General features: G+C 63.2%; 22 protein-coding genes. 8 read left to right on the top strand and 14 right to left on the bottom strand.

What is annotated here, in order from left to right; translation table 11 throughout:
- Positions 1–14 precede the first annotated feature (14 nt).
- Positions 15–1100 (bottom strand): redox-regulated ATPase YchF, encoded by a 1086-nt coding sequence (gene ychF, locus PJL15_RS12605; protein WP_281451486.1) that lies wholly within the window; start codon positions 1098–1100, stop codon positions 15–17.
- 111 nt (positions 1101–1211) lie between these two features.
- Here ychF and PJL15_RS12600 point away from each other — a divergent pair, with 111 nt between their 5' ends.
- Positions 1212–2444 carry a DNA recombination protein RmuC gene (locus PJL15_RS12600; RefSeq protein WP_281451485.1) on the top strand — a complete coding sequence of 411 codons (1233 nt, stop codon included), beginning with the start codon at positions 1212–1214 and terminating at the stop codon, positions 2442–2444.
- 89 nt (positions 2445–2533) lie between these two features.
- Here the strand turns inward: PJL15_RS12600 and PJL15_RS12595 are convergent, their stop codons facing one another.
- Positions 2534–3619, bottom strand: coding sequence for a 4-hydroxy-3-methylbut-2-enyl diphosphate reductase (locus PJL15_RS12595; protein WP_281451484.1), 1086 nt, complete (start codon positions 3617–3619; stop codon positions 2534–2536).
- Between the two features lie 24 nt (positions 3620–3643).
- Positions 3644–4507, bottom strand: coding sequence for a hypothetical protein (locus PJL15_RS12590; protein WP_281451483.1), 864 nt, complete (start codon positions 4505–4507; stop codon positions 3644–3646).
- Positions 4508–4689: 182 nt separating this feature from the next.
- Here PJL15_RS12590 and xseA point away from each other — a divergent pair, with 182 nt between their 5' ends.
- Both xseA and PJL15_RS12580 read left to right on the top strand, forming a co-directional pair.
- Positions 4690–5967, top strand: coding sequence for an exodeoxyribonuclease VII large subunit (gene xseA / locus PJL15_RS12585; RefSeq protein WP_281451482.1), 1278 nt, complete (start codon positions 4690–4692; stop codon positions 5965–5967).
- A 99-nt stretch (positions 5968–6066) separates the two neighbouring features.
- Positions 6067–6330 carry an exodeoxyribonuclease VII small subunit gene (locus tag PJL15_RS12580; RefSeq protein WP_281451481.1) on the top strand — a complete coding sequence of 88 codons (264 nt, stop codon included), beginning with the start codon at positions 6067–6069 and terminating at the stop codon, positions 6328–6330.
- A gap of 3 nt (positions 6331–6333) precedes the next feature.
- On the opposite strand, the gene PJL15_RS12575 is transcribed toward PJL15_RS12580, so the two are convergent.
- From PJL15_RS12575 to PJL15_RS12535, 9 genes are all read right to left on the bottom strand, one after another.
- On the bottom strand, positions 6334–7188 hold the full coding sequence (locus PJL15_RS12575; protein ID WP_281451480.1) for a polyphosphate kinase 2 family protein: 855 nt from the start codon (positions 7186–7188) through the stop codon (positions 6334–6336).
- Between the two features lie 55 nt (positions 7189–7243).
- Complete coding sequence (locus tag PJL15_RS12570; protein WP_281451479.1) at positions 7244–8464, bottom strand: pyridoxal phosphate-dependent aminotransferase; 1221 nt, start codon at positions 8462–8464, stop codon at positions 7244–7246.
- A 120-nt stretch (positions 8465–8584) separates the two neighbouring features.
- Entirely contained in the window at positions 8585–9541 is a 957-nt protein-coding gene (locus PJL15_RS12565; RefSeq protein ID WP_281451478.1) for an ABC transporter substrate-binding protein, read from the bottom strand.
- Positions 9538–10281 carry an ABC transporter permease gene (locus PJL15_RS12560; protein WP_281451477.1) on the bottom strand — a complete coding sequence of 248 codons (744 nt, stop codon included), beginning with the start codon at positions 10279–10281 and terminating at the stop codon, positions 9538–9540. Before PJL15_RS12560 ends, PJL15_RS12565 begins: the two co-directional genes overlap by 4 nt.
- A complete protein-coding gene (locus PJL15_RS12555; protein WP_281451476.1) occupies positions 10278–11018 on the bottom strand; it encodes an ABC transporter permease in 741 nt (246 codons plus the stop codon). Before PJL15_RS12555 ends, PJL15_RS12560 begins: the two co-directional genes overlap by 4 nt.
- Positions 11018–12112: an ABC transporter ATP-binding protein gene (locus PJL15_RS12550; RefSeq protein ID WP_281451475.1), complete on the bottom strand. Its 1095-nt coding sequence runs from the start codon at positions 12110–12112 to the stop codon at positions 11018–11020. The genes PJL15_RS12555 and PJL15_RS12550 overlap by 1 nt, the downstream gene beginning before the upstream one ends.
- 155 nt (positions 12113–12267) lie before the next feature.
- Complete coding sequence (gene rsgA / locus PJL15_RS12545) at positions 12268–13428, bottom strand: ribosome small subunit-dependent GTPase A (protein WP_281451474.1); 1161 nt, start codon at positions 13426–13428, stop codon at positions 12268–12270.
- Between the two features lie 254 nt (positions 13429–13682).
- Positions 13683–14132: an NUDIX hydrolase gene (locus tag PJL15_RS12540; RefSeq protein WP_281451473.1), complete on the bottom strand. Its 450-nt coding sequence runs from the start codon at positions 14130–14132 to the stop codon at positions 13683–13685.
- A gap of 46 nt (positions 14133–14178) precedes the next feature.
- Positions 14179–15975 carry a glycoside hydrolase family 35 protein gene (locus tag PJL15_RS12535; RefSeq protein ID WP_281451472.1) on the bottom strand — a complete coding sequence of 599 codons (1797 nt, stop codon included), beginning with the start codon at positions 15973–15975 and terminating at the stop codon, positions 14179–14181.
- A 47-nt stretch (positions 15976–16022) separates the two neighbouring features.
- Between PJL15_RS12535 and PJL15_RS12530 the strand changes: the two genes are divergently transcribed.
- Positions 16023–17048 carry a pirin family protein gene (locus PJL15_RS12530; protein ID WP_281451471.1) on the top strand — a complete coding sequence of 342 codons (1026 nt, stop codon included), beginning with the start codon at positions 16023–16025 and terminating at the stop codon, positions 17046–17048.
- A 63-nt stretch (positions 17049–17111) separates the two neighbouring features.
- Here the strand turns inward: PJL15_RS12530 and PJL15_RS12525 are convergent, their stop codons facing one another.
- On the bottom strand, positions 17112–18047 hold the full coding sequence (locus tag PJL15_RS12525) for an N-acetylglucosamine kinase (RefSeq protein WP_281451470.1): 936 nt from the start codon (positions 18045–18047) through the stop codon (positions 17112–17114).
- Positions 18048–18088: 41 nt separating this feature from the next.
- On the opposite strand from PJL15_RS12525, the gene PJL15_RS12520 reads away from it, so the two are divergent.
- Positions 18089–19123 carry a nitronate monooxygenase gene (locus PJL15_RS12520; RefSeq protein WP_281451469.1) on the top strand — a complete coding sequence of 345 codons (1035 nt, stop codon included), beginning with the start codon at positions 18089–18091 and terminating at the stop codon, positions 19121–19123.
- Here PJL15_RS12520 and PJL15_RS12515 read toward each other — a convergent pair.
- Entirely contained in the window at positions 19098–20072 is a 975-nt protein-coding gene (locus tag PJL15_RS12515; protein ID WP_281451468.1) for a LysR family transcriptional regulator, read from the bottom strand. The genes PJL15_RS12520 and PJL15_RS12515 overlap by 26 nt on opposite strands.
- 109 nt (positions 20073–20181) lie before the next feature.
- Here PJL15_RS12515 and PJL15_RS12510 point away from each other — a divergent pair, with 109 nt between their 5' ends.
- The 3 genes from PJL15_RS12510 to PJL15_RS12500 are packed head-to-tail and all read left to right on the top strand — an operon-like array spanning position 20182 to position 22660.
- Positions 20182–21426, top strand: a complete 1245-nt coding sequence (locus tag PJL15_RS12510) for an MFS transporter (RefSeq protein WP_281451467.1) — start codon at positions 20182–20184, stop codon at positions 21424–21426.
- A 31-nt stretch (positions 21427–21457) separates the two neighbouring features.
- Positions 21458–22099, top strand: coding sequence for a TMEM175 family protein (locus tag PJL15_RS12505; protein ID WP_281451466.1), 642 nt, complete (start codon positions 21458–21460; stop codon positions 22097–22099).
- A 54-nt stretch (positions 22100–22153) separates the two neighbouring features.
- The gene (locus PJL15_RS12500) at positions 22154–22660 is read left to right on the top strand and encodes an Lrp/AsnC family transcriptional regulator (protein WP_011775479.1); all 507 of its coding nucleotides are present in this window, start codon (positions 22154–22156) and stop codon (positions 22658–22660) included.
- Positions 22661–22663: the final 3 nt, after the last annotated feature.

The following is a 22663-nucleotide window of genomic DNA, read 5'->3' as shown; positions in this document are numbered from 1 at the left end:
GGCTGCGGTTCCACCTAGACGTTGAAGCGGAACTCCACCACGTCGCCGTCGGCCATTACATACTCTTTGCCTTCGATGCGAACCTTGCCACGGGACTTTGCCTCGGCCATGGAGCCGGCATCGATGAGGTCGTCGAAGGAGACGACCTCGGCCTTAATGAAGCCGCGCTGGAAGTCTGAGTGGATCACACCGGCCGCCTGGGGAGCGGTGTCACCCTGGCGGATGGTCCAGGCCCGGGTTTCCTTGGGGCCGGCCGTGAGGTACGTCTGCAGGCCAAGGGTGTGGAAGCCGACGCGTGCCAGCTGGTCAAGGCCGGATTCGGACTGGCCGTTCATTTCCAACATCTCGCGGGCCTCTTCCTCGTCCAGTTCCACGAGGTCGGATTCGAGCTTCGCATCGAGGAAAACGGCGTCGGCCGGAGCAACCATGGCACGCAGTTCGTCCTGCTTGGCGGTATCGCCCAGGATGCCTTCATCGGCGTTGAAGACGTAGATGAACGGCTTGGCCGTGAGGAGTCCGAGTTCCTTGAGGTGGCCCATTTCGAGCTTGTCGCTCTTGATGGAGGAGAAGATGGTGTCGCCACGTTCCAGTACAACCTGGGCTGCCTTGATGGCGGCCAGTTCTGCTGCGTCGCGCTTCTTGATCTTGACTTCTTTTTCGATGCGCGGGATGGCGTTTTCGATGGTCTGAAGGTCAGCGAGGATCAGCTCGGTGTTGATGGTCTCCATGTCGGAGCGCGGGTCGACCTTGCCGTCAACGTGGATGACATCGGGGTCGTCAAAGACGCGGACAACCTGGGCGATCGCTTCAGCCTCGCGGATGTTGGCCAGGAATTTGTTGCCCAGGCCTTCGCCCTCGGACGCGCCCTTGACGATACCCGCGATGTCCACGAAAGACACCGGAGCGGGCAGCAATTTCTGCGAACCGAAGATCTCGGCCAGCTTGGCCAGACGCGGGTCCGGAAGGTTCACGACGCCAACGTTGGGCTCGATCGTAGCGAACGGATAGTTCGCAGCGAGCACCTGGTTGCGGGTCAGTGCGTTGAAAAGGGTTGATTTGCCGACGTTGGGCAGTCCGACGATGCCAATAGTAAGAGCCACGAGCATTGATTCTACCCGTAGGATGCGCGTCCCCGCTTGTCCGGGCCCGCCGGAAGGCCACTTACCGGGCGCCTCGCTAAAACTGTCGTACCCCTGTGACAGGGTTGCCTCATGGATGGATTTGGATTGGTTTTGGCCCTGCTGATGCTGCTGATTGGCGCTGCGGTCGGCCTCGCCGCTGGCTACATTGTTTTCCGACGCCGCGGCGCCGGGTTGGAAGAGGACTTCGACGCCGTTTCGTCACGGCTTTCCGAGGTGACGGCCCAGTTCGCAGCGGCCGACGCCGAGCGGCGGCTTTTGTTCGCGCAGAACCGCGAGTTGAGTGCGGCCAGGAACTCCGATGGCAGCGTTCTTCGCGCATTGGCTCCTGTAGCCGAAAAGCTCACGGCCGTGCAGCAGCAGGTCTCACTGCTGGAACGCGACCGGGTGGAGCAATACGGGCAGCTTGCCCAACAGCTGCAGGATGCCCGCCTCTCCGATGAACAACTACTGAGGTCTACGCACGCCCTCGCCTCCGCCCTCCGTTCCAACAGCGCACGTGGCCAGTGGGGCGAGGTCCAACTCCGCCGGGTGGTGGAGGCCTCCGGTATGCTGCGGCACGTCGACTTCCACGAGCAGGTACATTCCGGCAAGACCGAGAACACGCTGCGGCCTGACCTTGTGGTTCAACTGCCCGGCGGGAAACAACTGGTGGTGGACGCCAAGGTCCCCTTGGCCTCCTACCTCGCAGCCCAGGAACAGCTGCACGGGGATGGCTCCTTCGGCGAATCCGTCACGCCTGCCAGCAATCACGACTCCAAAACGCTTCTGGCACAACACGCCAAGGCACTCAAGGCCCACATCGATACATTGGCCGCCAAGAAGTACTGGGATATTCCGGGCAACTCTCCCGAGCTGGTGATCTGCTTCCTCCCGGCCGAGTCGATCCTTGCCTCGGCCCTTGAAGCCGACCCTGCTTTGCTGGAGCACGCTCTGTCCCGAAACGTCGTTCTGGCCTCACCCGGCACGCTGCTGGCGGTCCTCAAATCGGTTGCTTTCACTTGGCGGCAGGATGTCCTCACCGACAGCGCGCACGAGCTCTTCGAGCTCGCCAAGCAGCTCTATGAGCGCATGGGCACACTGGGTGAGAATGTCAGCAAACTCGGAAGCTCCCTCAAGACCTCCGTGGATCGCTACAACGCCATGGTCGGCACCCTGGAAGCGCGCGTGCTCCCCACGGCCCGCAAGCTCAACACCATGGACGATGCCGGCCTCACGGCCCCGCCATCGGTGGAAGTTGTCCCCCGGGCACTGGCAGCCCCTGAACTCCTGGAGGACAGGGAAGACCGCGAGTCTGCTGCCTGAACGAAAGTCGCGTGAACGAAAGAGACCCACAGCGGGCCGCCATGATGGCCACCCGCTGCGGGTCTCTCTTTGGTTTTAGCGCTCCTGGGCTAGGAAGCTGAACGGTTCCCGCGGCCACCCAACGCGCGCGTCACGTCGCCGGCCTTCTTCAGGGTTGCCCGCAGTTCCTTGGGCAGTGAGAAGAGAAGGTCTTCCTCGGCAGTGACGACTTCCTGGACCTCCCCATAACCGTAGTCGGCGAGCAGTCGCAGGACATCCTGCACCAGAACTTCAGGAACCGACGCGCCGGAGGTTACGCCCACAGTCGCGACGCCTTCGAACCAGGCCTCGTCCACTTCGTTGGCGAAGTCCACACGGTACGAACTCTTGGCTCCATACTCGAGGGCAACTTCAACCAGGCGGACCGAGTTGGAGGAGTTGGCTGAACCAACAACAATCACCAAATCAGCTTGGGGCGCAATCTTCTTGATGGCCACTTGGCGGTTGGTGGTGGCGTAGCAAATGTCGTCGCTGGGCGGATCCTGCAGTGTGGGGAACCGGTCCTTCAGAAGGCGGACCGTTTCCATGGTCTCGTCCACGCTCAGCGTTGTCTGGGAAAGCCAGATGGTCTTCTCAGGGTCACGGACAGTGACCTTGTCTACCTCGTGGGGGCCGTTGATGATCTGGATGTGCTCGGGAGCTTCACCGGCCGTTCCTTCGACTTCCTCATGGCCTTCGTGGCCGATCAGCAGGATGTCGTAGTCGTCTTTGGCGAAGCGCACAGCTTCTTTGTGGACTTTGGTCACCAGCGGGCAGGTGGCATCGATGGTGCGAAGACCACGGTCCTCAGCGGACTGGACCACAGCCGGCGAAACGCCGTGCGCCGAGAAAATCACCAGAGCGCCCTCGGGAACTTCGTCGGTTTCTTCCACGAAAATGGCGCCCTGTTCTTCCAGGGAACTGACCACGTGGACGTTGTGGACGATCTGTTTCCGGACGTAAACCGGAGGACCATAATGTTCCAGGGCCTTCTCCACGGCGATGACAGCCCTGTCAACGCCAGCACAGTAACCGCGCGGGGCTGCCAACAGGACCTTCTTGGGACCCGTGACCGGGGCCGCTGCCTGTACCTCTTCCGGAGATCGCCGTCTGCGCGGCACCGTGGGCATAGGAATGGAAACTGCTGTGCTGGTCATGCCTCCATGCTACCGGCCCGGCCTTTAGCTGCGGGCAGAACGTGACCGTTGTCGCCCTGAGACCACCGCAGCTATGACACCCGCCACAAGAACCGCGCCGGACACGAACGCCGACACCGCAACCCATTGTCCAAAACCTGCCCGGGCTGCAGTGAGGAACTCATCTTTGAACAACTCCGCCACTCCGTTGGCGCTGTCAAGGTTCCCCACCACTCCCCCTGCAAGATCAGCCCCGGCAGACCACACGGCCGCGAGTGCCAAACCGCCGATCCCAAGGAACACCCACACCAGGGATCGCCGACGCGATGCAACGAGGGCCAGAAGGGCTGAAACCACAGCGCCAAGGGCAGCCACCCACCACAAAGGTGCGAAGGCAGCGACGCGCTCCACGAGTTGGCGGTGGGAAGGCTGTCCCAGCGACACCAGGCTCTGGTCCGGAACATCAATGCGGATGGTCGTGGCCTCGGCAAAGTGATCGCGGACCAGCTTCACCATGGGGCCTATGTCGAGGACCAAGGCTGTACTGGCGGAGGCCTCTTCCGGTTGATTGACCGTTCCGAAGTTGAGTTTGTGGCTCTTCCTGACCGTATCTTCCCAAGCCTGCGGGTAGTCGCTCCAGGACTGCATTCCGGAGGCAGCTTTCTTGAGGGCGTCAGAGGCCAAGGACTGAATGGGATCCGGCAGGTCCACGGAGGACTCAAAGGTGCCTACGGCCGCTGCGGCGAGCCTCTCCTGGAACCCGGCGTCGTTTCCCAAAGATCCTGCAATGCGGACAAACCCTTCTTCCTTGACGATGTTCTGGTCCACCCACGCAGTGGGAACGGCAACGGCCGTGAGGAGCACGGCGAGGACCACTCCCACTACTGAGACAAAAGTACGCAAGGTCATCCTCGGGGGTTGGGGGCTGTGCCACCATCCTAGGACTGTCCACATGATAGGAAAAATGTCGGGGCCGGGGATAAAGCTATGGATAGAGTTGGAAGGCGGCCGGCATCCAAGGACGCACCCCTGAGCGAGGACTTCAAGAATGCAGCTACAACCGCAGTCACCGGGACAGGCACGGAACAGCCATGTCCGCTGAAGCGACGCCGGAATCAACCCTTCCCGGAACCGCTGCCGAGACCAGCCCGGAGAATCCGTGGCCACTGCAGCTGCTGTCCCGCAAGCTCAAGGCCCACATCGAGCGCGCGCCGGCGGCGTGGATCGAGGGCCAGGTCATTGAGATGAACCGCAGGGGCGGCAACGCCTTCCTGACGCTTCGGGATGTCGATGCCGAGATTTCCCTGCCAGCCTCCGTATGGTCCACCGTATTGGACCGACAAAAGATTCCTTTGGAGCGCGGATCCCGGGTGGTGGCGCTGGTCAAGGCGGACTTCTGGGTCAAAACGGGACGCCTGAACATGTCAGTCAAGGACATCCGGCCGGTAGGACTCGGTGACCTGCTGGTGCGGATCGAAAGGCTGCGCCAGGCATTGGCCGCCGAAGGCCTGTTTGCCGACTCCCGGAAGAGGAAGCTGCCCCTGCTCCCCCACCGGATCGGCCTGATCACCGGCAGGGACTCCGACGCCAAGAAAGATGTGATGCGCAACGCCGCCTTGAGGTGGCCCGCAGTTGAGTTCGATGTCCGTGAGGTGGCGGTCCAAGGCAACACGGCGGTCTCCCAGATCATCGCTGCGTTGAAGAAGCTCGACGCTGATCCGCACGTTGACGTTATTGTCCTCGCCAGGGGCGGCGGCGCACTGGAGGACCTTCTCCCGTTCAGCAATGAGGACCTCATCCGTGCGGTGTCGGCTGCCACCACCCCGGTGGTCAGCGCAATCGGCCATGAAGCGGACCGTCCCATTCTGGATGACGTGGCGGATCTCCGGGCATCCACGCCCACTGATGCAGCCAAGCGCATTGTTCCGGATGTCGCAGAAGAGTTGGCCATGGTGCGCCAAGCCAGGGACCACCTTCGCCGCGGGATCAGCCGCATGGTGGACCGGGAGACGGACAGGTTGCATTCCCTGCAATCCCGGCCCGTGCTGGCATCACCAGCCACCATGGTGGATGCCCGGGCAGAGGACATCCATCGCCTCCAGCGCAGGACCCATTCGGCCGTCAGCACTGCCGTTGTCAGGGCACTGGATCAGGTGCAGCACTTACGGGCCCAAGTTCGCGCGTTGTCACCGCAGAAGACCCTGGACCGAGGCTACGCCGTAGTCCAGCTCGTCGGGGAGGACCAGGCAGGCCACCACGTAGTCAGCAGTCCCGATGAGGCGCCGGACGGCACTGAACTCGCCATTCGCGTCGCCCACGGGCGGTTCAGGGCCGCCTCCTCGGGACATGGCGAACTCGTCGAGCCCTGAATCCTGAACCCTCGAGTCCTGAACCCTGACCGCTGAAACCCCTGAACTCCGGACCCAAACTCCGAACCTGAGCCCTCCACCATCCAAGAAAAGGACATAATGACCGACAACAATTCAGAAGCCGCCGGGCCCGGGTCCCTTGACTCCCTGAGCTACGAAGAAGCGCGCGAACAACTGGTGGCCGTCGTCAGCCGGCTTGAAGCAGGCGGTGCAAGCCTGGAGGAATCCCTCGCCCTCTGGGAGCGGGGCGAGGCCCTTGCCAAACGCTGCGAAGACTGGCTGGAAGGCGCACGCAAGCGACTGGCAACGGCCCGGGACGCCGGGAGCGATGGCGCAGCTCCGGGCGCCAATCTCCAGAAGTAATACCTAGGATTCCGCCACGAGCGCACGTTCGGCAGCGACGTCGAAATCCGCTTTGGGCCAATCCAGCTTCATACCTTCCAATGCTTCGAGAAGAAGCTCTTGGACAGCGATCCGTGCGTACCATTTCTTGTTCGCCGGCACCACATGCCACGGAGCGACATCCGTGGAAGTCTTCTCGAAAGCGATGCTGTAGGCCGCCATGTAGTCGTCCCAATAGGCACGTTCCGCAAGATCCCCGCGGCTGTACTTCCAATGCTTGGCGGGATCGTCCAACCGGGCAGTCAGGCGCTCTTTCTGTTCGTCCTTGCTGATGTTCAGCATGACCTTGACGATTGTGGTGCCCTGCTCCGCAAGGCGCGCCTCAAAGTCGTTGATGGCCGCATACCGCCGCTCCAACTCCTTACCGTCTGCCCAGGCGTGGACACGGTGGATCAGGACGTCCTCGTAATGGGACCGGTCAAAAACCCCCACCATTCCAGACGCGGGCGCTTCTTTCTCGATCCGCCACAGGAAGTCGTGCGACTTTTCCTCGTCCGTGGGCGCCTTGAAGGCCGCCAGGTGAACGCCCTGTGGGTCCATTGCGCCCACCACGTGGCTCACAATCCCGCCTTTGCCTGCGGTATCCATGGCCTGCAGGATCAGCAAAAGCCGCTTGGAGCTACCGAACTTTCCCTCGGCAAAGAGCTTCTCCTGCAGTTCGGCCAATCGCTCGTCCTGGGCGGCCAGCAACGCCTTGCCGTCCGCTTTGTTGCCCGTGTACCCGGGAGTGGATTGAGGATCGACGCCTGCCAGCGAAAAGCCGGGCCCAACCCTCAGAACTTCGGCCGGACTCTTGGCGAACTCAACTGCAGCAGCCATGTGGCGCACCCCTTCTGCCCGGTCGCGCCCTCATGGCGCGGCTATGAACCTCAGGCTAGTTGCCCGGGTACCTCGACAGGAAGTCCGCCATGCGGCCAATCGCTTCTTCGATGTCCTTGACGTTGGGCAAGGTCACCATCCGGAAGTGGTCCGGACGAACCCAGTTGAACGCCCGTCCGTGGGAAACCAGGATCTTCTGCTGCTTCAGCAGGTCCAGGACAAATTTCTCGTCATCCCTGATGTGGTAAACCTCGGGATCGAGCTTGGGGAACAGATACAGGGCACCCCTGGCCTGCTGGGTGCTGACTCCGGGGATGGCGTTGAGGAGATCGTAGGCCTTGTTGCGCTGCTCCAGGAGCCTGCCGCCGGGGAGGATGAGGTCGTTGATGCTCTGGTAGCCACCGAGCGCGGTCTGGATGGCGTGCTGGGCAGGAACGTTGGCGCACAAGCGCATATTGGCCAGCAGGTTGATGCCTTCGAGGTAGTCGGCAGCGTCCTTCTTCGGCCCGGAGATAGCCATCCAACCGGCACGGTAACCGCAGACCCGGTAGGCCTTGGACAGGCCGCTGAACGTCAAACAGAGGACGTCGTCACCGGTCAGACCGGCGAGGTTGGTGTGGACGGCGTCTTCGTAAAGAATCTTTTCGTAGATCTCATCTGCGAACAGCACCAGGCCGTGCTTTTCGGCCAGGGCGACCATCCGCTTGAGAGTCTCTTCCGGGTAAACCGCCCCGGTGGGGTTGTTGGGGTTGATCACCACGATGCCCTTGGTGCGGGGCGTGATCTTCGATTCGAGGTCATCAAGATCCGGCTGCCAGCCGGAGTCCTCGTCGCAGAGGTAGTGCACCGGACGGCCCCCGGCCAGTGAGACCGAGGCAGTCCACAGCGGGTAGTCAGGAGTGGGAATCAGGACCTCGTCGCCGTCCTCCAACAAGGCCATGAGGGACATGGTGATGAGTTCACTGACGCCATTGCCGAGGTAGATGTCGTCCACGTGGATGTTCTGGATGCCGCGGGTCTGGTAGTACTGCGATACTGCGGTCCGGGCGGAGAAGATGCCGCGGGAGTCGCTGTAGCCCTGGGCATTCGGAAGGTGGCGGATCATGTCCACCAAGATGGCGTCAGGCGCTTCAAAGCCGAACGGGGCCGGGTTTCCGATGTTCAGTTTGAGGATCCGGTGACCCTCCGCCTCCATCTGCTGGGCGGCCTGAAGAATCGGTCCACGGATGTCGTAGAGGACATTATGAAGCTTGGTGGACTGCTTGAAATTCGCCATTCCTCAAATATGCCATACGGGTGATGTAGTTCAGTTGAGACTTAACTCACATAAACGACGACGGCGGTGACGGACCCGCGCGGGTCCGTCACCGCCGTCGTACGCGGTTTTGTCAGGAAGTTACTTAACGATGCCCTTGTCCTTCAGCCAGGCAGCTGCAGCATCCTTGGGTGCTTGCTTCTGGTCGCCGCTGACAGCCCTGTTCAGGTTGATCAGGTCATCGGTGGTGAGGATCTTGGAAACGTTGTTGAGCGCTTCCTTGGCCTTGTCCGTCATCTTGGCCTTGCTGTAGAGCGGCAGGACCTGCTGGGCCTTGAAGTTGTTCTTGGGATCTTCGAGGACCACGAGGTCGTTGTCGACGATGGAGGGCGTGGTGGTGTAGATGTCGGCCACCTGCACCTTGTCCTCCAGCAATGCCTGCAGGGTCAGGTTGCCGCCGCCGTCACTGAACGGCTGCAGTCCCTTGAGCTCGCAGTTGTAGTTCTTCTTCAGGCCCGGGAAGCCGTACGAGCGGGTCTCGAACGTGGCCGGGGCAGCCATGGTGAAGTCCTTGCACACCTTGGCCAGGTCTTCGATGGACTTCAACTGGTACTTCTCGGCCGTGGCCTTGGTGACCACCATGGCGTCCTTGTCCTCGGCCTTGGAAGCGTCCAGGACACTCAGGCCTTCGGGAAGCTTGCCGGGGAGGGCCTTGTAGACGTCGTCGGCCGAAACTTCCGTGGCCTCGGTGTCCACATAGGAAAGCAGGTTGCCGGAGTAGTCCGGGACGAGGTCGATGGAGCCGTCCTGCACAGCCTTGAAGTAGATCTCGCGCGAACCGATGTTCGGCTTGGAGGTGGCTGTGAGTCCTGCCGCGTTGAGGGCACCAACATAGATCTCGGCGATGACCTGGCTTTCGGGGAAGTCGGCGGAGCCTACCACCAGGGAGCCTCCACCGGAGGAGCCACTGGGCGCCGCTGACGACGGGCTGGCCAAGGGGCTGCCACCGCATGCGCTCAAGGCGAGGGCCACACCCACGCCGGCGGCAAGGCCGCCGAGACCACGGCGTGTAAGGGTCATGGGGACGGGGTTCTTCATGGTGTACCTCCTTGAACGGCAGCCCCGGCTGGAGCCGCGGCTGTGAGATCTTCGGCTGCCTTATGGCCGCCTTTTGAGTCGAGGGTAAGGCCCGGAGAGAGGACCAGCCTTTGCACCGCCGCGAGGACCAGGTCCACGGCGATGGCGAGGCCGGCGATAAGCAAGGAGCCACCCAGCATCCTGGGGAAATCCTGCAGGACAAGGCCATCGAACAGGTAGCGGCCCAACCCGCCCAGCGGCAGGTAGGCGACTACGGAAACAGTTGCGATGACCTGCAACACGGCTGTGCGGATGCCACCGAACATGACCTGCAGGCCGTTGGGCAGTTCCACCCGGAAGAGAATCTGGAGTTCTGTCATGCCCACAGCCCTGGCAGCGTCAACCACGGTGGAATCAACACTGGAAATGCCGGCATAAGTGCCCGCCAGAAGCGGCGGCACGGTAAGGATCACCAGTGCCCAGACCGGCGGCATCAGTCCACTGCCGGCGAGCAAGGCGAAGAGCACCAGCAAGCCAAGGGTGGGTAAAGCACGCAGGGCCCCGGCCACGGCGACAGCCACCACCCGGCCCCGTCCCGTGTGTCCAATAAAAAGGCCCACCGGCACGGCTATGACTGCGGCGATGAGCAGGACCAGGCCGCTGTACTGCAAGTGCTCGAGCAAACGGGTAGGAATCCCGCCGGTTCCGGTCCAGTGCTTTGGGTCGGCGAGCCACGCGATGGTGTCCGAAAAAATGTTCATCCGGAGGCCCCCGTATCCGGCCGGAGGGCCGCCTGCGGCATTGCCGGCCCGGCCTTGGGCTCAGTCAACAAGGTGGTGGCGTCGGCGCCGGAAGACTTGCCGCCTGCTGCCCGGGTCCAGGGCGTCAGGAGACGTTCCAACACCACAAGGACGGCATCCATCGCCAAAGCCAGGACCAGAATCGCTATGATCCCCACAATTACTTCCGTGACGAACGTCCGCTGCAACCCGTCCGTGAAGAGAACACCGAGGTTTCCCACGCCCAGCAACGCGGCGACACTGACCAGGGAGATATTGCTGACCGACACCACGCGCAATCCGGCGAACATCACCGGCAAGGACAACGGCAGGTCCACCTGGAAGAACCGGGCCATGGGTTTGAAACCCATGGCGACTGCAGCATTCCGGAGATCATCGTCCACCGAGTCGAAAGCATCCATGGCTGCGCGGACCAGCAAGGCGACGGCGTAAATGGTCAGGGCCACCACTACGTTCAGTGGATCGAGGATCCGCGTACCCAGAATGGTGGGGAGAATGATGAACAGGGCCAGCGACGGAATGGTGTAAAGCAGTGACGTGGCCGTAGCCACTACCGAGCGGAGCGTGCTGTTGCGCCGGGCAAGCTGCGCCAGGGGAACAGAGATCAGCAATCCGAGAACCATGGGAATGATCGCCAGCACCAGGTGCTGGCCGGCCAACCCCAGGACCATTCCGCTGTTGGCAAGGAACCACTCCATCAGGTGGCGTCCTCCCTGTGGTGCCGGACTTCCTCAATCAAAGCCAGGACTTCCGGCGCCTTCAGGACTCCGGCCACCCGGCCGTCGTCGTCCACTGCCACGCCAAGGCCCGACGGCGACGACAACGCGGCATCCAGGGCGCGGCGCAGTGTGTCCCCCTTGCGGAAGAGCGAACCTCCGGGGATCAGCCCGGCACCGTCCCGGGGCGAGGACCATCCCAAGGGACGGGAGTCCTCGTCCACCACCAAAGCCCATTCCCCTGAGCTGCGTCCGGCGTTCCGGCCATCCGCGAGGCTGACCATGGTCACAGGGTGCAAAGTCACAGCGTCTGCCGGGTTGAAGGCCAGGTGCCGGAATCCTCGGTCGCGGCCCACGAAGGAGGCAACAAAGTCGTTCGCGGGAGCCCTGAGGATTTCCTCGGGCGCGGCGTACTGGGCCAGCTTGCCGCCGACGGCAAAAACGGCCACTTTGTCGCCGAGCACCGTGGCTTCGTCGATGTCGTGCGTGACGAACACGATGGTCTTTGCGAGTTCGCGCTGCAGGCGCAGCAGTTCCTGCTGAAGTTCGTCGCGGACCACGGGATCCACCGCGCTGAACGGTTCGTCCATGAGCAGGACAGGCGGATCAGCAGCGAGCGCCCTGGCAACCCCGACGCGCTGCTGCTGACCACCGGAGAGTTGGCTCGGGTACCGCTTCCCGAGAACCGAAGCCAGCCCGACGACGTCGAGCAGTTCCGCCGCGCGTTTCCGCGCCGCAGCCTTGGGTACCCCGTTAAGCCGCGGAACGGTGGCAATGTTGTCCAGCACGGAGCGGTGCGGCAACAGGCCGGAGGACTGCATAACGTAGCCCATGGAGCGGCGGAGCTTGGCCGCCGGAACCTGCGATACGTCCTCACCGGCCACTGTGATGGTTCCACTGGTGGGCTCGACCATTCGGTTGATCATGCGCAGGGATGTGGTCTTGCCGCAGCCGGAGGGCCCCACGAACACGGTAATGGCACCTTTGTCGATGGACATGCTAAGCGTGTCCACAGCCGGTTGCCCGCCCTGGTATTTCTTGGTTACGCTCTGGAACTCAATCATGGCTTCGGCCATACCCGGGCTTACCTATCTGTGGTCGAGAACATCGGTAGAGCCTGATGATCATATGCACTCTTATTACTTGGCTGCAAAGCAATCTTCACCCAGCGTAGCCAGCACCACCGACGATGTCAGCGGCGCCACGAGTTCCGTAATCAATCGGCAATGTTTCAGCGTTTCCGTCGCTTGCCTCCCCGTTCCTGGGCTTGGTCATGCTTATGGCGTTCGACGGCGCGTTGGCCCCTGTCTGCCGACATCACCTTCTGGTGCCATTCACGCTGGTAGGCGCGGCGGGCTGCGGCGTCGTGCTTCCGGTTCAGGGCAGCCAACTCGCGTTGCAGCTTGAGGTAACTTGCCCATCGGCGCGGATCCAGAGTCTCCTCCGCGAGGGCCTGCTGCACGGCGCAGCCCGGCTCCGCTTGGTGGGCGCAGTCCGCAAAACGGCACTGGGCGAAGAGCTCGTCCAGATCCCCGAACATCTCCTCCATCCCATCCTCCGCATCAAAGAGCCCGAACCCGCGGACCCCCGGAGTGTCCATCAGCACGGCCCCACCTGCCATGGGCACCAATTCCCTTGCGGTTGTGGTGTGCTTGCCTTTGCCATCGCCCGCACGGACGGCACCGGTCTGCTGGACGTGGCGTCCCGCGAGCGCATTGATGAGCGTTGATTTGCCCGCGCCTGAAGGTCCCAGCAGCACCAACGTAGCGCCGTCGGGGATGTGCTGCATGAGTTCATCAAGCCCATCTCCGTGCTCGGCCGACGTAGTGACCACCTCCACGCCGGCGGCCTGCTTGATTACTTCCCCCACAACGTCATCGGCAAGGTAGGCCAGGTCGGCTTTAGTTATAACCACCAAGGGCGTGGCTCCGGAATCCCAGGCGGCCACCAGGGTCCGTTCCAAGCGGTTGTGGGTCAGTGGGCGGTCAACTGGGACCACCACCGCCACGATATCGATGTTGCTGCCAAGGATCTGTTCCTCGGATGATGCCTCGAAGGCCCGCTTCCGGCTCAGCGCTGAGTAGCGGGGCAGGACGTCGACGACGGCCGGCTCGCCTGCGCTGTTGTGGCCGATCCAGACCCAGTCCCCTGTGGCCGGTACCAGTCCTTGGGCGGGATAGGGCAAGTGGAGAAGGCCGTCGGCGGATGCCACGAGCACCCGGTTGCGGTCCAGCCGGACCACCCTGCCCGGGCTGGTCGTGTGCTGCTGGCCGGGCGGAGTGTGGGCGCTGAAGAGTTCTGCTGTTTTTTCGGTAAAGCCGTATTCCGCGGGTCCGCGGAATCGCATGGTGATGCTGGCTGATGGGTTGCTTGAAGAAGCGAAAGTATTCAATGATATGCCTCTGCTGAGGCCCGGCTGCCTGCTACTGGCGGGCGGATGCCGGGACAGGATGAGTGGTGTGATGACGGTGCGCCGCCGCGTGCGGGGCGCGCGAAGTTATGGCAATCATCAAAATCCACCTCCTTGGGCATCTGGGCCGGCAGTATTGGCCGGCAACGTTGCCCAGCCTAGCCAAACCCAGGGCAGCTTGGCTAGCCCTCCGTGCTGGGCTTTTTGTTCAAGGCTTGCCGTTCAAGGCTTGCCGTTCAAGGCTTTCCGTCTGCCGGGCGCTCACTGTGGAGGCGCAGTGCCGTGTCGACCAGTGAAACCCTGTTCAGCTTCCCGACGTCATGCAAGGGAATCCACGCGGCATGGGTAGTGCTCCCATCCACCTCGTATGTCAGTTCTCCGCCCACCACGGTGGCCTCGTAGACAATACGAAGGGCCTCGAAGCCCCGAACAGAGCCGTCCTCCTGCGCCTCCCCCGGCCAGTGTCCGACGTCGATCCCCAACATGCGGTCAATCCTGGCTTCGTAGCCGGTTTCCTCCAAGACTTCGCGGCGGCATCCGTCCACGGGGTGTTCAGCGAAATCCAAGCCTCCGCCGGGAAGGGTCCACCCCTCCTTGTCATCCTGCTTCCAGTAGGCCAGCAGGATCCGCTCCTCCTTGACGATGACGGCGTAGGCTGCGGGACGGGTGTCGAACTGCGGGCTCATCGTGCCAGCATAATTGGCTTTGCCTCGTCCCAAGGGCAGCTCGTCGCTAGGGCAGTTCGGCAGCGGCGATGGGCCCGGGTTCTTCAGGGCCAAGGTCCGGTTGTTCGCGAAGCTCGACGACGGTTCCGGGCTTGCCGAGTTCAAGAACCTTGATGCGGTTGAGACCAGGTTTCAGCAAAGGCGCCGGCGCGTAGAGCGTCACCTGCGGCCCTTTCTCCCAGTACCTTCCCAAAAGGAAGCCGTTGAGCCAGACGAAGCCCTTGCCGGAATCGGGCAGGGCAATGTAGGCATCGGCGGCCTCCCCCAGCTCGAAGTCTGCTCCGGCCAGGTTTTCGAGTTCCTGGCTCCCCCACCCGGAGAGGGCCAGCGGAATCTGCGTCCAGTGGAAGGTGTAGCGCTGGTTGATGAGGACTCCGCCCAGGATCCCCTTGCCCTGACCTGTCAGGGGTCCGTAGTTGATGCGGCCGAGGTTCTCCACCAAAATGTCGAGCCTGGCCGAAACTCCCGTGCCTGTGACCGGCAATCCTTCGGCTCCCGTAACGTCATCGAGCACCCCGGCAAATTCGCCATCCACCCATATACACGCGCGGTCATTCAAACCTGTGATCTTCAACCGGCTCTCGCTGGGGGCGTCGGCCCGGCCGGGAAGGGTGGCGTCGGCTGAGTACAGGACCATACCGGCGTCGAGGCCCAATTGTTCGAAGCTGAGGGGTTTGACACTGCTGACGGGATCGCCGGCGTTGCGTGCCACCTCCAACAGATCCGGCCCTTGGCTCAGCGGCAGCGACTGTGCCGGAACGGCGGGAGGATCCGCGAGCAATTCAACCGGGAGCTCGGGAGTGTCCTCGATGCCCTGTGCCCGGAAGAACTCCGCCCGGAAGGCATGGAATTTGGGGGTCAGTGCGCCGTTCTCGGCGATGGGAGCGTCGGAGTCATAGCTAGTGACTGTCGGCTGCAATCGGGAGCCATCGTGGTTACTGCCGGATCCGAGGCCGAAGTTGGTCCCACCGTGGGCCATATACACACAGACCGAGCCGCCCAGGTCAAGCATTTTGCGGACTTCAAGTGCGGCATCGGGGGCATCGCGGCGGTGGTGGTGTTCGCCCCAATGGTCGAACCATCCGCCCCAGAACTCGACGTTGAAGAACGGCTCATCCGGCCGGCGTCGTTTCCAAATGGCCACGGCTTCGTCGCCCCGGCTTCCCAGCGTTGCGGTAGCCCAGGTACCTTCCACTGAGCCGCCGTCGAGAAAGTAGTCGGTGCCGCCGTCGGCTGTGAACAGCAGTTCGGTGATGCCGCGATCCTCCAGGACGCGACGGTTCCAGCGGATGTATTCGTGGTCATCGCCGTAGCTGCCGTATTCGTTCTCGATCTGCACGGCCACCACCGGGCCACCTGCGGCGGATTGGCGGGACGCAATGACCGGAAGGAGGTGATCGAACCAGTCCTCGATGGCGTCGGTGAAAACCGGGTCCATGCAACGCAGGCCGATGCCCGGAATGCCGGTCAGCCACGAAGGGAAGCCGCCGTTGTCCCATTCGGCGCAGATGTACGGACCCGGGCGGACGATGACGTCCAGCCCTTCCTCTGCCGCGAGGTCGATGAAGTGCCCCAGATCGCGCCAGCCAGTGAAGTCGGGGGCTTCATCGCGCTTAGGCTGATGGAAGTTCCAGGCGACGTAAGTGTCAACGGTGTTGGCGCCCATGGCCTTGAGCCGGCTCAACCGGTCCCGCCACAGATCGGGGTGGACCCGGAAGTAGTGGATGGCTCCGGCGAGGATGCGATACGGTTCACCCGAACGGTAAAGGACTGCGTCGTGGTAGCTCAAAAGGGCGTTGTTCACATGGAACAGATTAGCTCAATTTCCAACATTTATGCACAGGTGATGACATGACCAATCTTGACACTTCCCCAGCCCAGGAAGTCTGCCCCGCGGCCCCGGAAGGTCAAGGTCCCTGCGTCCAGCTATGGCCCGAGCGCGAAGTTCCGCTTGGTGGCGTTCGCGCCATGAACGTCATGAGGACATTGCCGCAGCGGGGACTCCCGACTGTCGGGGCCTGGTGCTTCCTGGACAGCTTCGGCCCGGACCGGGTGGCCATGAGCGTCCTCCCCCACCCGCATTGTGGTCTCCAGACAGTCACGTGGCCGCTGGAAGGTGCCGTCCGGCACCGTGACAGCGTGGGAAGCGATGTAGTGGTCCGGCCGGGCGAACTGAACATCATGACCGCAGGCAACGGCATTTCCCACTCGGAATTCTCGGTCCTTCCTGCCGCAGACGGCTCGGGACCTTTGGTGGAGGAGTTGCCGGTTTCGCGGGGACTCCAGCTCTGGGTGGCCCTCCCGGACGAACATCGCCACCGTGCGGCGTCGTTCGAGCAGGTCCGGGACCTCCCCGTGGCTGCGGGTCAAGGCTTCACCGCCACGGTGATGGTGGGCGAGTTTGCCGGGCAACGATCCCCCGCCACCATGTTCAGCCCGATCGTTGGAGCCGACATTGTAGGTTCGGGCCGCCTGGAGCTGCCGCTGCGGCCCGACTTTGAACACGCGGTCCTTGTCCTTGACGGGCATCTGGTCATTGATGGCCAGGACATCGAGGCAGGACCGCTTGCCTACCTTGGCGCCGGTCGGACCGGCCTGGCCGTGGAGGCCCAGCCCGACACCCGCTTCATGCTCCTGGGCGGAGAGCCTTTCGGCGAGGACCTCCTCATGTGGTGGAACTTCGTTGGCCGCACCCACGAGGAAGTGGAACAGGCCCGCGAAGAATGGGAAGCCGAAGGACTGCTCGACGACGACGCTGCCGCGGCATCGCGCTTCGGTTATGTCCAGGGCCACGGCCCCGACGCAGGTCCCGAAGCGGGACGCATTCCCGCACCCCCGCTTCCCGGCGTCAAGCTGCGCCCCCGAACGCGGGGCTGAGTTTTTGTACGTCTGATGTGCCTAAAAGGGGCTTCTTATGGTCATCAGCTGTACAAAACCCGGTCAGGCGGTCTGCTCGGCCACCAGCCGGGGAACGCCAAATACGGGATCCTGCCGGAGGATCCGCACATCATTGATCCCCTGTTCGGCCAACGCAGCTTTGAAGGATTCCTGCAACCGGGATACGTTCATGCCCAGCCCGCTGCCCAGAATCACCGGGCCGTCAAGCCCCAGCTGCCTGACGGCCTGCCCGGCGAGTTCGGCAAGGTCGCGCCCAGCCTGCACCACCAGGGCCTGGCTTGTTTCGTCACCGGCGTCGGCTGCTTCCACAACCAGCCTTGCCTGCTGTGCCCAGTAGCGGCGGCCGGTGTCCGGTGAGTGGAAGAGGGCGATCAGCTTGCCCGGTTCATCCACCCCGCAGGAGTCCAGCAACGCCTGGCTCAGCCGGTCGGGCTCCAACCCTTGGTTCATCCGGCGCAGGCTGTGACGCACGGCTTCCCGTCCCAGCCAGTAGCCGCTGCCCTCGTCCCCCAGGAGGTAGCCCCAGCCACCCGCCCGGGCTTCCTCGCCGGCGTCGTTCTTTCCCCACGCGGCCGAACCAGTCCCGGCGATGACAGCCACGCCTGTGCTCGCACCTCCGGCCGCCAGGAGCAGCCTTGAATCGTGGACCACGGTAATGCGCGCCCCGGGTGCGTGCGGGGCGATCAGGTCTGCGAGCGCCTGGGCATCCTCGTCGGTATCGATCCCGCCCGCACCTGCGTACACCTGGTCAATGCGGCCCCCACCGATTTTTCCGAACAATTCAGCCAGGTTGGCCGCAGCCTGGTCCCGGCTGACATTCTGGACATTGGAACTGCCCGCTGTTTCGTCCCGGACCGGCTCGCCGTCGTGGAATCTCACACCCCGGGTTTTGGTACCGCCGATGTCGAGCCCGATAACGGTGCCGCTCACGGCCTCGGAAGGGGCATGGGAATGCAGGGCAGAGTCATGATTGTTCACCGTGAAAGACTAGCTTGGAGCGTCCGGAGGAGGAACCGACCATGCCCGAATCCCTTTTTGGCACACCATTTATTGCGGCCCCCATGGCGGGAGGAACATCGACGCCGTCGTTGGTCCAGGCCGTTCATGAGGCCGGCGGGCTGGGTTTCCTTGCTGCCGGGTACAAAAGCCCCGAGTCCATGGCAGCGGAGATTGCGGTCGCGAGGACCATGGGGATGAGGTTCGGCATGAACGTCTTTGTTCCTGACCCGGGCGCACTCTCGCCGGGACCCGAGGCGCTGGCGCGGCTCGAGGCTTACCGCGCGGAGCTGGAACCGGAGGCGGCACGGTACGGTGTCGCTTTGCCTCCCCTTCGCCTCGATGACGACGACGCCTGGCAGGAAAAGATAGACGCACTCCTGGCGGATCCTGTGGAGGTTGTCAGTTTCGCCTTCGGACTCCCGGGGCGCGGGGTGGTCAAGTCCCTGCAAAAGGCCGGGTCGCTGGTGATCACCAGCGTCACCAGCGTTCAGGAGGCCCTGGCCGCAGCGGAGGAGGGTCCCGACGCGCTGATCGTCCAGCACTCCTCGGCTGGCGCCCACAGCACGGCCTTCCTTGAGGGCAGTTTGGGAGCCCCGGCAGCCAGCACGACGGCGGAACTGGTCACCCAGGTGCGTTCCGCCGTCGGACTTCCGCTGATAGCGGCCGGCGCGATCATGGACAGCAGCGCCCTGCGCGGCGTGTTGACCGCCGGTGCGGTTGCCGCCCAGATTGGCACCGCCCTGGTCCGCACGGAGGAGAGCGCAGCGAGGCAGGTCCACAAGGACGCCCTTGGAGACCCGGCTTTTACAAGAACTGCCATGACCCGCGCTTTTACGGGCCGCCAGGCTCGTTCCCTGGTGAACGAATTCGTGCAGGATCATGAGGGTGCACCAGAGGGCTACCCGGCCATCCACCACCTGACGGCTCCGATCCGTGCTGCGGCGTCCGCTGCAGGTGACCCACACCGCCTCAACTTGTGGGCAGGCACGGGCTGGCGGCACGCACGCACGGGATCGGCGCGGGACGTGGTCACGGAGTTCCTGAACGGGCTCTGACGAGTTCGGCCAAGAGTTCCCCACCCTCGGTCACCACCAGTTCGCGGAACAACCGGACGGCGTCGGGCTCGAAGTTCCGCGCCCGCCAGGCAATACCGATTTGCCGGAAAGCCAAGTCCGACTCGATAGGCACTTCAACGAGCCCGAGTTCGGTCTCCGGCAGGAACTGGCCCGTCCCGTAGCCGGGCCCAGCGGGCGGAAGGATGCTGAACCCCAGGCCGGCTGAAACCAACCCGCGGGCTGAGGTGGATTCCTGGACCTCGAAGGCAATGCGTGGCCGGAAGCCCGCTTCGCGCAAGAGGGCCTCCCCCAGCGCCCGGAGGCCGACTCCTTCCGGGAGCGTCACATAGGGATCGTGCCGCAGCTCTGAAAGATGCACGCTGGACCGCCCAGCCAACGGATGCCGGTAGTGCAGCACGGCCCTGAGCGGCTCGCGATACAGCGGGTGGGAGCGGATGCCCCTGCCCTCCGGCGCGATGGGGGCCGTCAAGGCGAAATCCATCTCACCGCTTGCCATGTGCTGCAGGCAGTCGTCGCGGGGACCCTGCCAGAGTTCGAAGGCCGCATGGGGATGGCGGCCCCGGAAGGCGCTGATGAGGAGGGGAAGGGTCGCTTCGCCAAAGGTGTGCTGAAAGGCAACCCCGATCCGGCCCCGCACCACATCCGATTCATGGCGTACGCGGTCCAGGCCGGCCTGGAAGTCCTCCAATGCAGCGTCGATATACGGAAGCAGGGCCTTGGCGGCGGAGGTGAGCCGGATGCCGCGGCCATCGCGCACGAGCAAATCCATGCCAACGATCGCACTGGCCCGGGCCACAGCCCTGCTGACCGTCGACTGCGGCACCCCGAGTATCTCAGCGGTCTCCGTCATGTGTTCGGTGCGGCCCAGCTCTGCAAGGACCGGGAGGAGCGGCAGGAGCTGGACAAGCTGATGGTGATCCGGTTCCACGAAGTTCCCCTTCAACTCATTGTCGGCGCGCAAACTCATGCAATTCTGCATCAATTATAAGTAACCCATGCATTGGTGTGGGTAGTTGGGGTCGTCCTACGCTTGGCTGGTGAGCAAAACAAACCCGGGCAGAACCAGCCGTGTGCCAGCCGTCGGTAGCTGGGACGGCCATGCCAAGGGTTCCTCTGGCTACAGACGCGTTCTGGCGGCGTTGGCCCTTGCCGGCGTCGCGACATTCGCCCAGCTGTACTCCACGCAGGCTGTGCTGCCGCTCATGGCCACCGATCTGCACATCACGGCTGCAGAGGCCGCACTCAGCATTTCCCTCGCCACTGTGGGTCTCGCCGTCACTGTGCTGCCATGGTCGTTCGTCGCTGACAGGATCGGGCGCGTGCGTGCGATGACCATCGGCATAGCGGCCGCTACGTTGCTGGGGCTGCTGGTTCCGCTCGCTCCGACAGTTCCTGTCCTGTTGGGACTGCGAATGCTCGAAGGCATGGCTTTGGGCGGCATTCCTGCCATCGCCATCGCCTACCTCAATGAGGAAGTCACCAAAATCCACACCGCGCTGGCCGCCGGAAGCTATGTCGCAGGCACTACCCTCGGTGGCCTTGCCGGGCGACTTGTAGCAGGCCCTGTCGGCGAATTATGGGGCTGGCGCGCGGCGGCCCTGGCCGTTTCCTTGCTGGCTGCAGTCTCCGCTGTCCTGTTCCTGGTGCTCGTTCCCAAACAACAGCGCTTCATGCCTGCTCCAGCCACGGGTTTCCGCGGCGCCATCCGCACGCTGGGCGGACACTCACGCAATCCGAAACTGGTGTCTTTGTACCTGCAGGCGTTCCTGCTCATGGGTGGTTTCGTCGCCGTCTACAACTACCTGGGCTTCCGCCTGCACGCCGAACCTTTCGGCCTGCCAGCCACAGTGGTCAGCCTCATCTTCCTGGCCTACTTGTCAGGCACCGTGAGCTCCCGATGGGCAGCCGGGCTCACCACCAGGTTTGGACGACGCAACGTTCTGCTAGCCGGGATAGTCATTCTGTCGGCCGGGCTGACTTTGACGCTGGTGGAGAATCTTGCAGCCATCCTGGCCGGGCTGGTCATTTTCACCGGCGGCTTCTTCGCGGCCCACAGCGTAGGTTCAGGCTGGACCGGGGCCATCGCCACCACCGGCCGGGCCCAGGCGGCATCGCTTTACAACCTCTCCTATTACCTCGGTTCCAGCGTTATCGGCTGGGCTGGAGGGCTGGTGTTCCAAGGTTTCGGCTGGACAGCTTTGGCGGTGGGCGTCATCGCCCTTTCCTGCACGACGGCGGCAGTCACCTTGGCGGTTCACCGACGGCCGCGGCAATCACCCTGATTCCGGCCCGGCTGGTCCTACAATCGGAGGCATGACACAGCTCGCGAAATCACGGGATTTGTCGTCGCCGGAACGATTGCAGGCGTTTACCGATGCCGTGGTGGCGATTGCCTTGACCCTGCTGATCCTTCCCCTCATGGAGAGCGTTGGGGAACTGGCGGATCACCACGGAACCACGGCCGCGTGGCTCGCGGAGCAACAGTTTGCGCTCCTGGGTTTTGCCCTCAGCTTCATCCTCATTGCCGTCTTCTGGTTGCACCACCACCGGCTGTTCCGCAAAGTCCGCCATATCGATACCGGCTTGCTGTGGCTGACCGTCGCCTGGATGTTCTTCATAGTGGTGATGCCTGTGGCAACATCGCTCTCCACGCAGATGGACGCCGACTGGGCCCAGCCCTTGGTGTACATCGGAACATTGTTTGGTACCAGCCTGATGCTCCTGTTGGCACGCTTGTACCTCAGATCGCATCCCGATCTCCACGACATGGATCCTGTTGAGACGCGCTCGGGGATCCGGGCCGGCGCCATCGTTGCCGGGCTTTTCCTCGCTGCGCTGCTTCTGGCCGTCGTGGTCCCTTCCGCGGGAAACCTGCCGCTGCTGCTGATGCTGCTCAGCGAACCGCTCCAGCGCTTGGACCGACGGAGGGCTCGCGCCAAGCCCGCAAAACGATAGTCACCTGAAGAATTCACCGCTTAGGATGGGTGAAAGGCAATTTCAGGAGGATCCGTGAGCAACCCCACGAAGAATGTTCGGTCAAGCACGGGCAGCGCAGAGCCGTTGGACGCCATCGACGAGCGAATCCTCGCAGCCTTGGTCGATGATGCCCGCATTTCGAACAAGCAGTTGGCGGAACTCGTGGGGATCGCCCCGTCCACGGCGCTGATGCGAACCAGGGCCTTGTCCGAGCGCGGCATCATTGAAGGCTTCGAAGCCGTGCTGAGCCTGCCGGCCATTGGACGCTCAGTGCAGGCGTTGATCGCTGTCCGCCTTCGCGCCCACGACCGTGACCAGATCGACCGCTTCACAGCCCGCGTGCCCAAGCTTCCGGCGGTTATTTCGACGTTCCACACCACCGGTTCCGTGGACTACCTGCTGCACATCGCCGTCGCAAATACGGACGACCTCCGCAATTGGCTCCTGGACAACCTGGCCACAGACCCGGTGGTTGGCCACACGGAAACCACCATGGTATTCCAGCACATTCCCGGCAACCGTGGACCGCTGCCCGAATAATCC

Source organism: Paenarthrobacter nitroguajacolicus (assembly GCF_029952445.1).
GTDB classification, from domain to species: Bacteria; Actinomycetota; Actinomycetes; order Actinomycetales; family Micrococcaceae; genus Arthrobacter; species Arthrobacter nitroguajacolicus_B.
This window is presented reverse-complemented; position numbering and strand designations above follow the sequence as displayed.

Excerpts from the sequence above, each read along its gene's own strand:
- PJL15_RS12600 (WP_281451485.1), top strand. The coding sequence starts at position 1,212 with ATGGATGGATTTGGATTGGTTTTGGCCCTGCTGATGCTGCTGATTGGC.
- PJL15_RS12595 (WP_281451484.1), bottom strand. The coding sequence starts at position 3,619 with ATGACCAGCACAGCAGTTTCCATTCCTATGCCCACGGTGCCGCGCAGA.
- PJL15_RS12590 (WP_281451483.1), bottom strand. The coding sequence starts at position 4,507 with ATGACCTTGCGTACTTTTGTCTCAGTAGTGGGAGTGGTCCTCGCCGTG.
- xseA (WP_281451482.1), top strand. The coding sequence starts at position 4,690 with ATGTCCGCTGAAGCGACGCCGGAATCAACCCTTCCCGGAACCGCTGCC.
- PJL15_RS12580 (WP_281451481.1), top strand. The coding sequence starts at position 6,067 with ATGACCGACAACAATTCAGAAGCCGCCGGGCCCGGGTCCCTTGACTCC.
- PJL15_RS12575 (WP_281451480.1), bottom strand. The coding sequence starts at position 7,188 with ATGGCTGCTGCAGTTGAGTTCGCCAAGAGTCCGGCCGAAGTTCTGAGG.
- PJL15_RS12570 (WP_281451479.1), bottom strand. The coding sequence starts at position 8,464 with ATGGCGAATTTCAAGCAGTCCACCAAGCTTCATAATGTCCTCTACGAC.
- PJL15_RS12565 (WP_281451478.1), bottom strand. The coding sequence starts at position 9,541 with ATGAAGAACCCCGTCCCCATGACCCTTACACGCCGTGGTCTCGGCGGC.
- PJL15_RS12560 (WP_281451477.1), bottom strand. The coding sequence starts at position 10,281 with ATGAACATTTTTTCGGACACCATCGCGTGGCTCGCCGACCCAAAGCAC.
- PJL15_RS12555 (WP_281451476.1), bottom strand. The coding sequence starts at position 11,018 with ATGGAGTGGTTCCTTGCCAACAGCGGAATGGTCCTGGGGTTGGCCGGC.
- PJL15_RS12550 (WP_281451475.1), bottom strand. The coding sequence starts at position 12,112 with ATGGCCGAAGCCATGATTGAGTTCCAGAGCGTAACCAAGAAATACCAG.
- PJL15_RS12540 (WP_281451473.1), bottom strand. The coding sequence starts at position 14,132 with ATGAGCCCGCAGTTCGACACCCGTCCCGCAGCCTACGCCGTCATCGTC.
- PJL15_RS12530 (WP_281451471.1), top strand. The coding sequence starts at position 16,023 with ATGACCAATCTTGACACTTCCCCAGCCCAGGAAGTCTGCCCCGCGGCC.
- PJL15_RS12520 (WP_281451469.1), top strand. The coding sequence starts at position 18,089 with ATGCCCGAATCCCTTTTTGGCACACCATTTATTGCGGCCCCCATGGCG.
- PJL15_RS12505 (WP_281451466.1), top strand. The coding sequence starts at position 21,458 with ATGACACAGCTCGCGAAATCACGGGATTTGTCGTCGCCGGAACGATTG.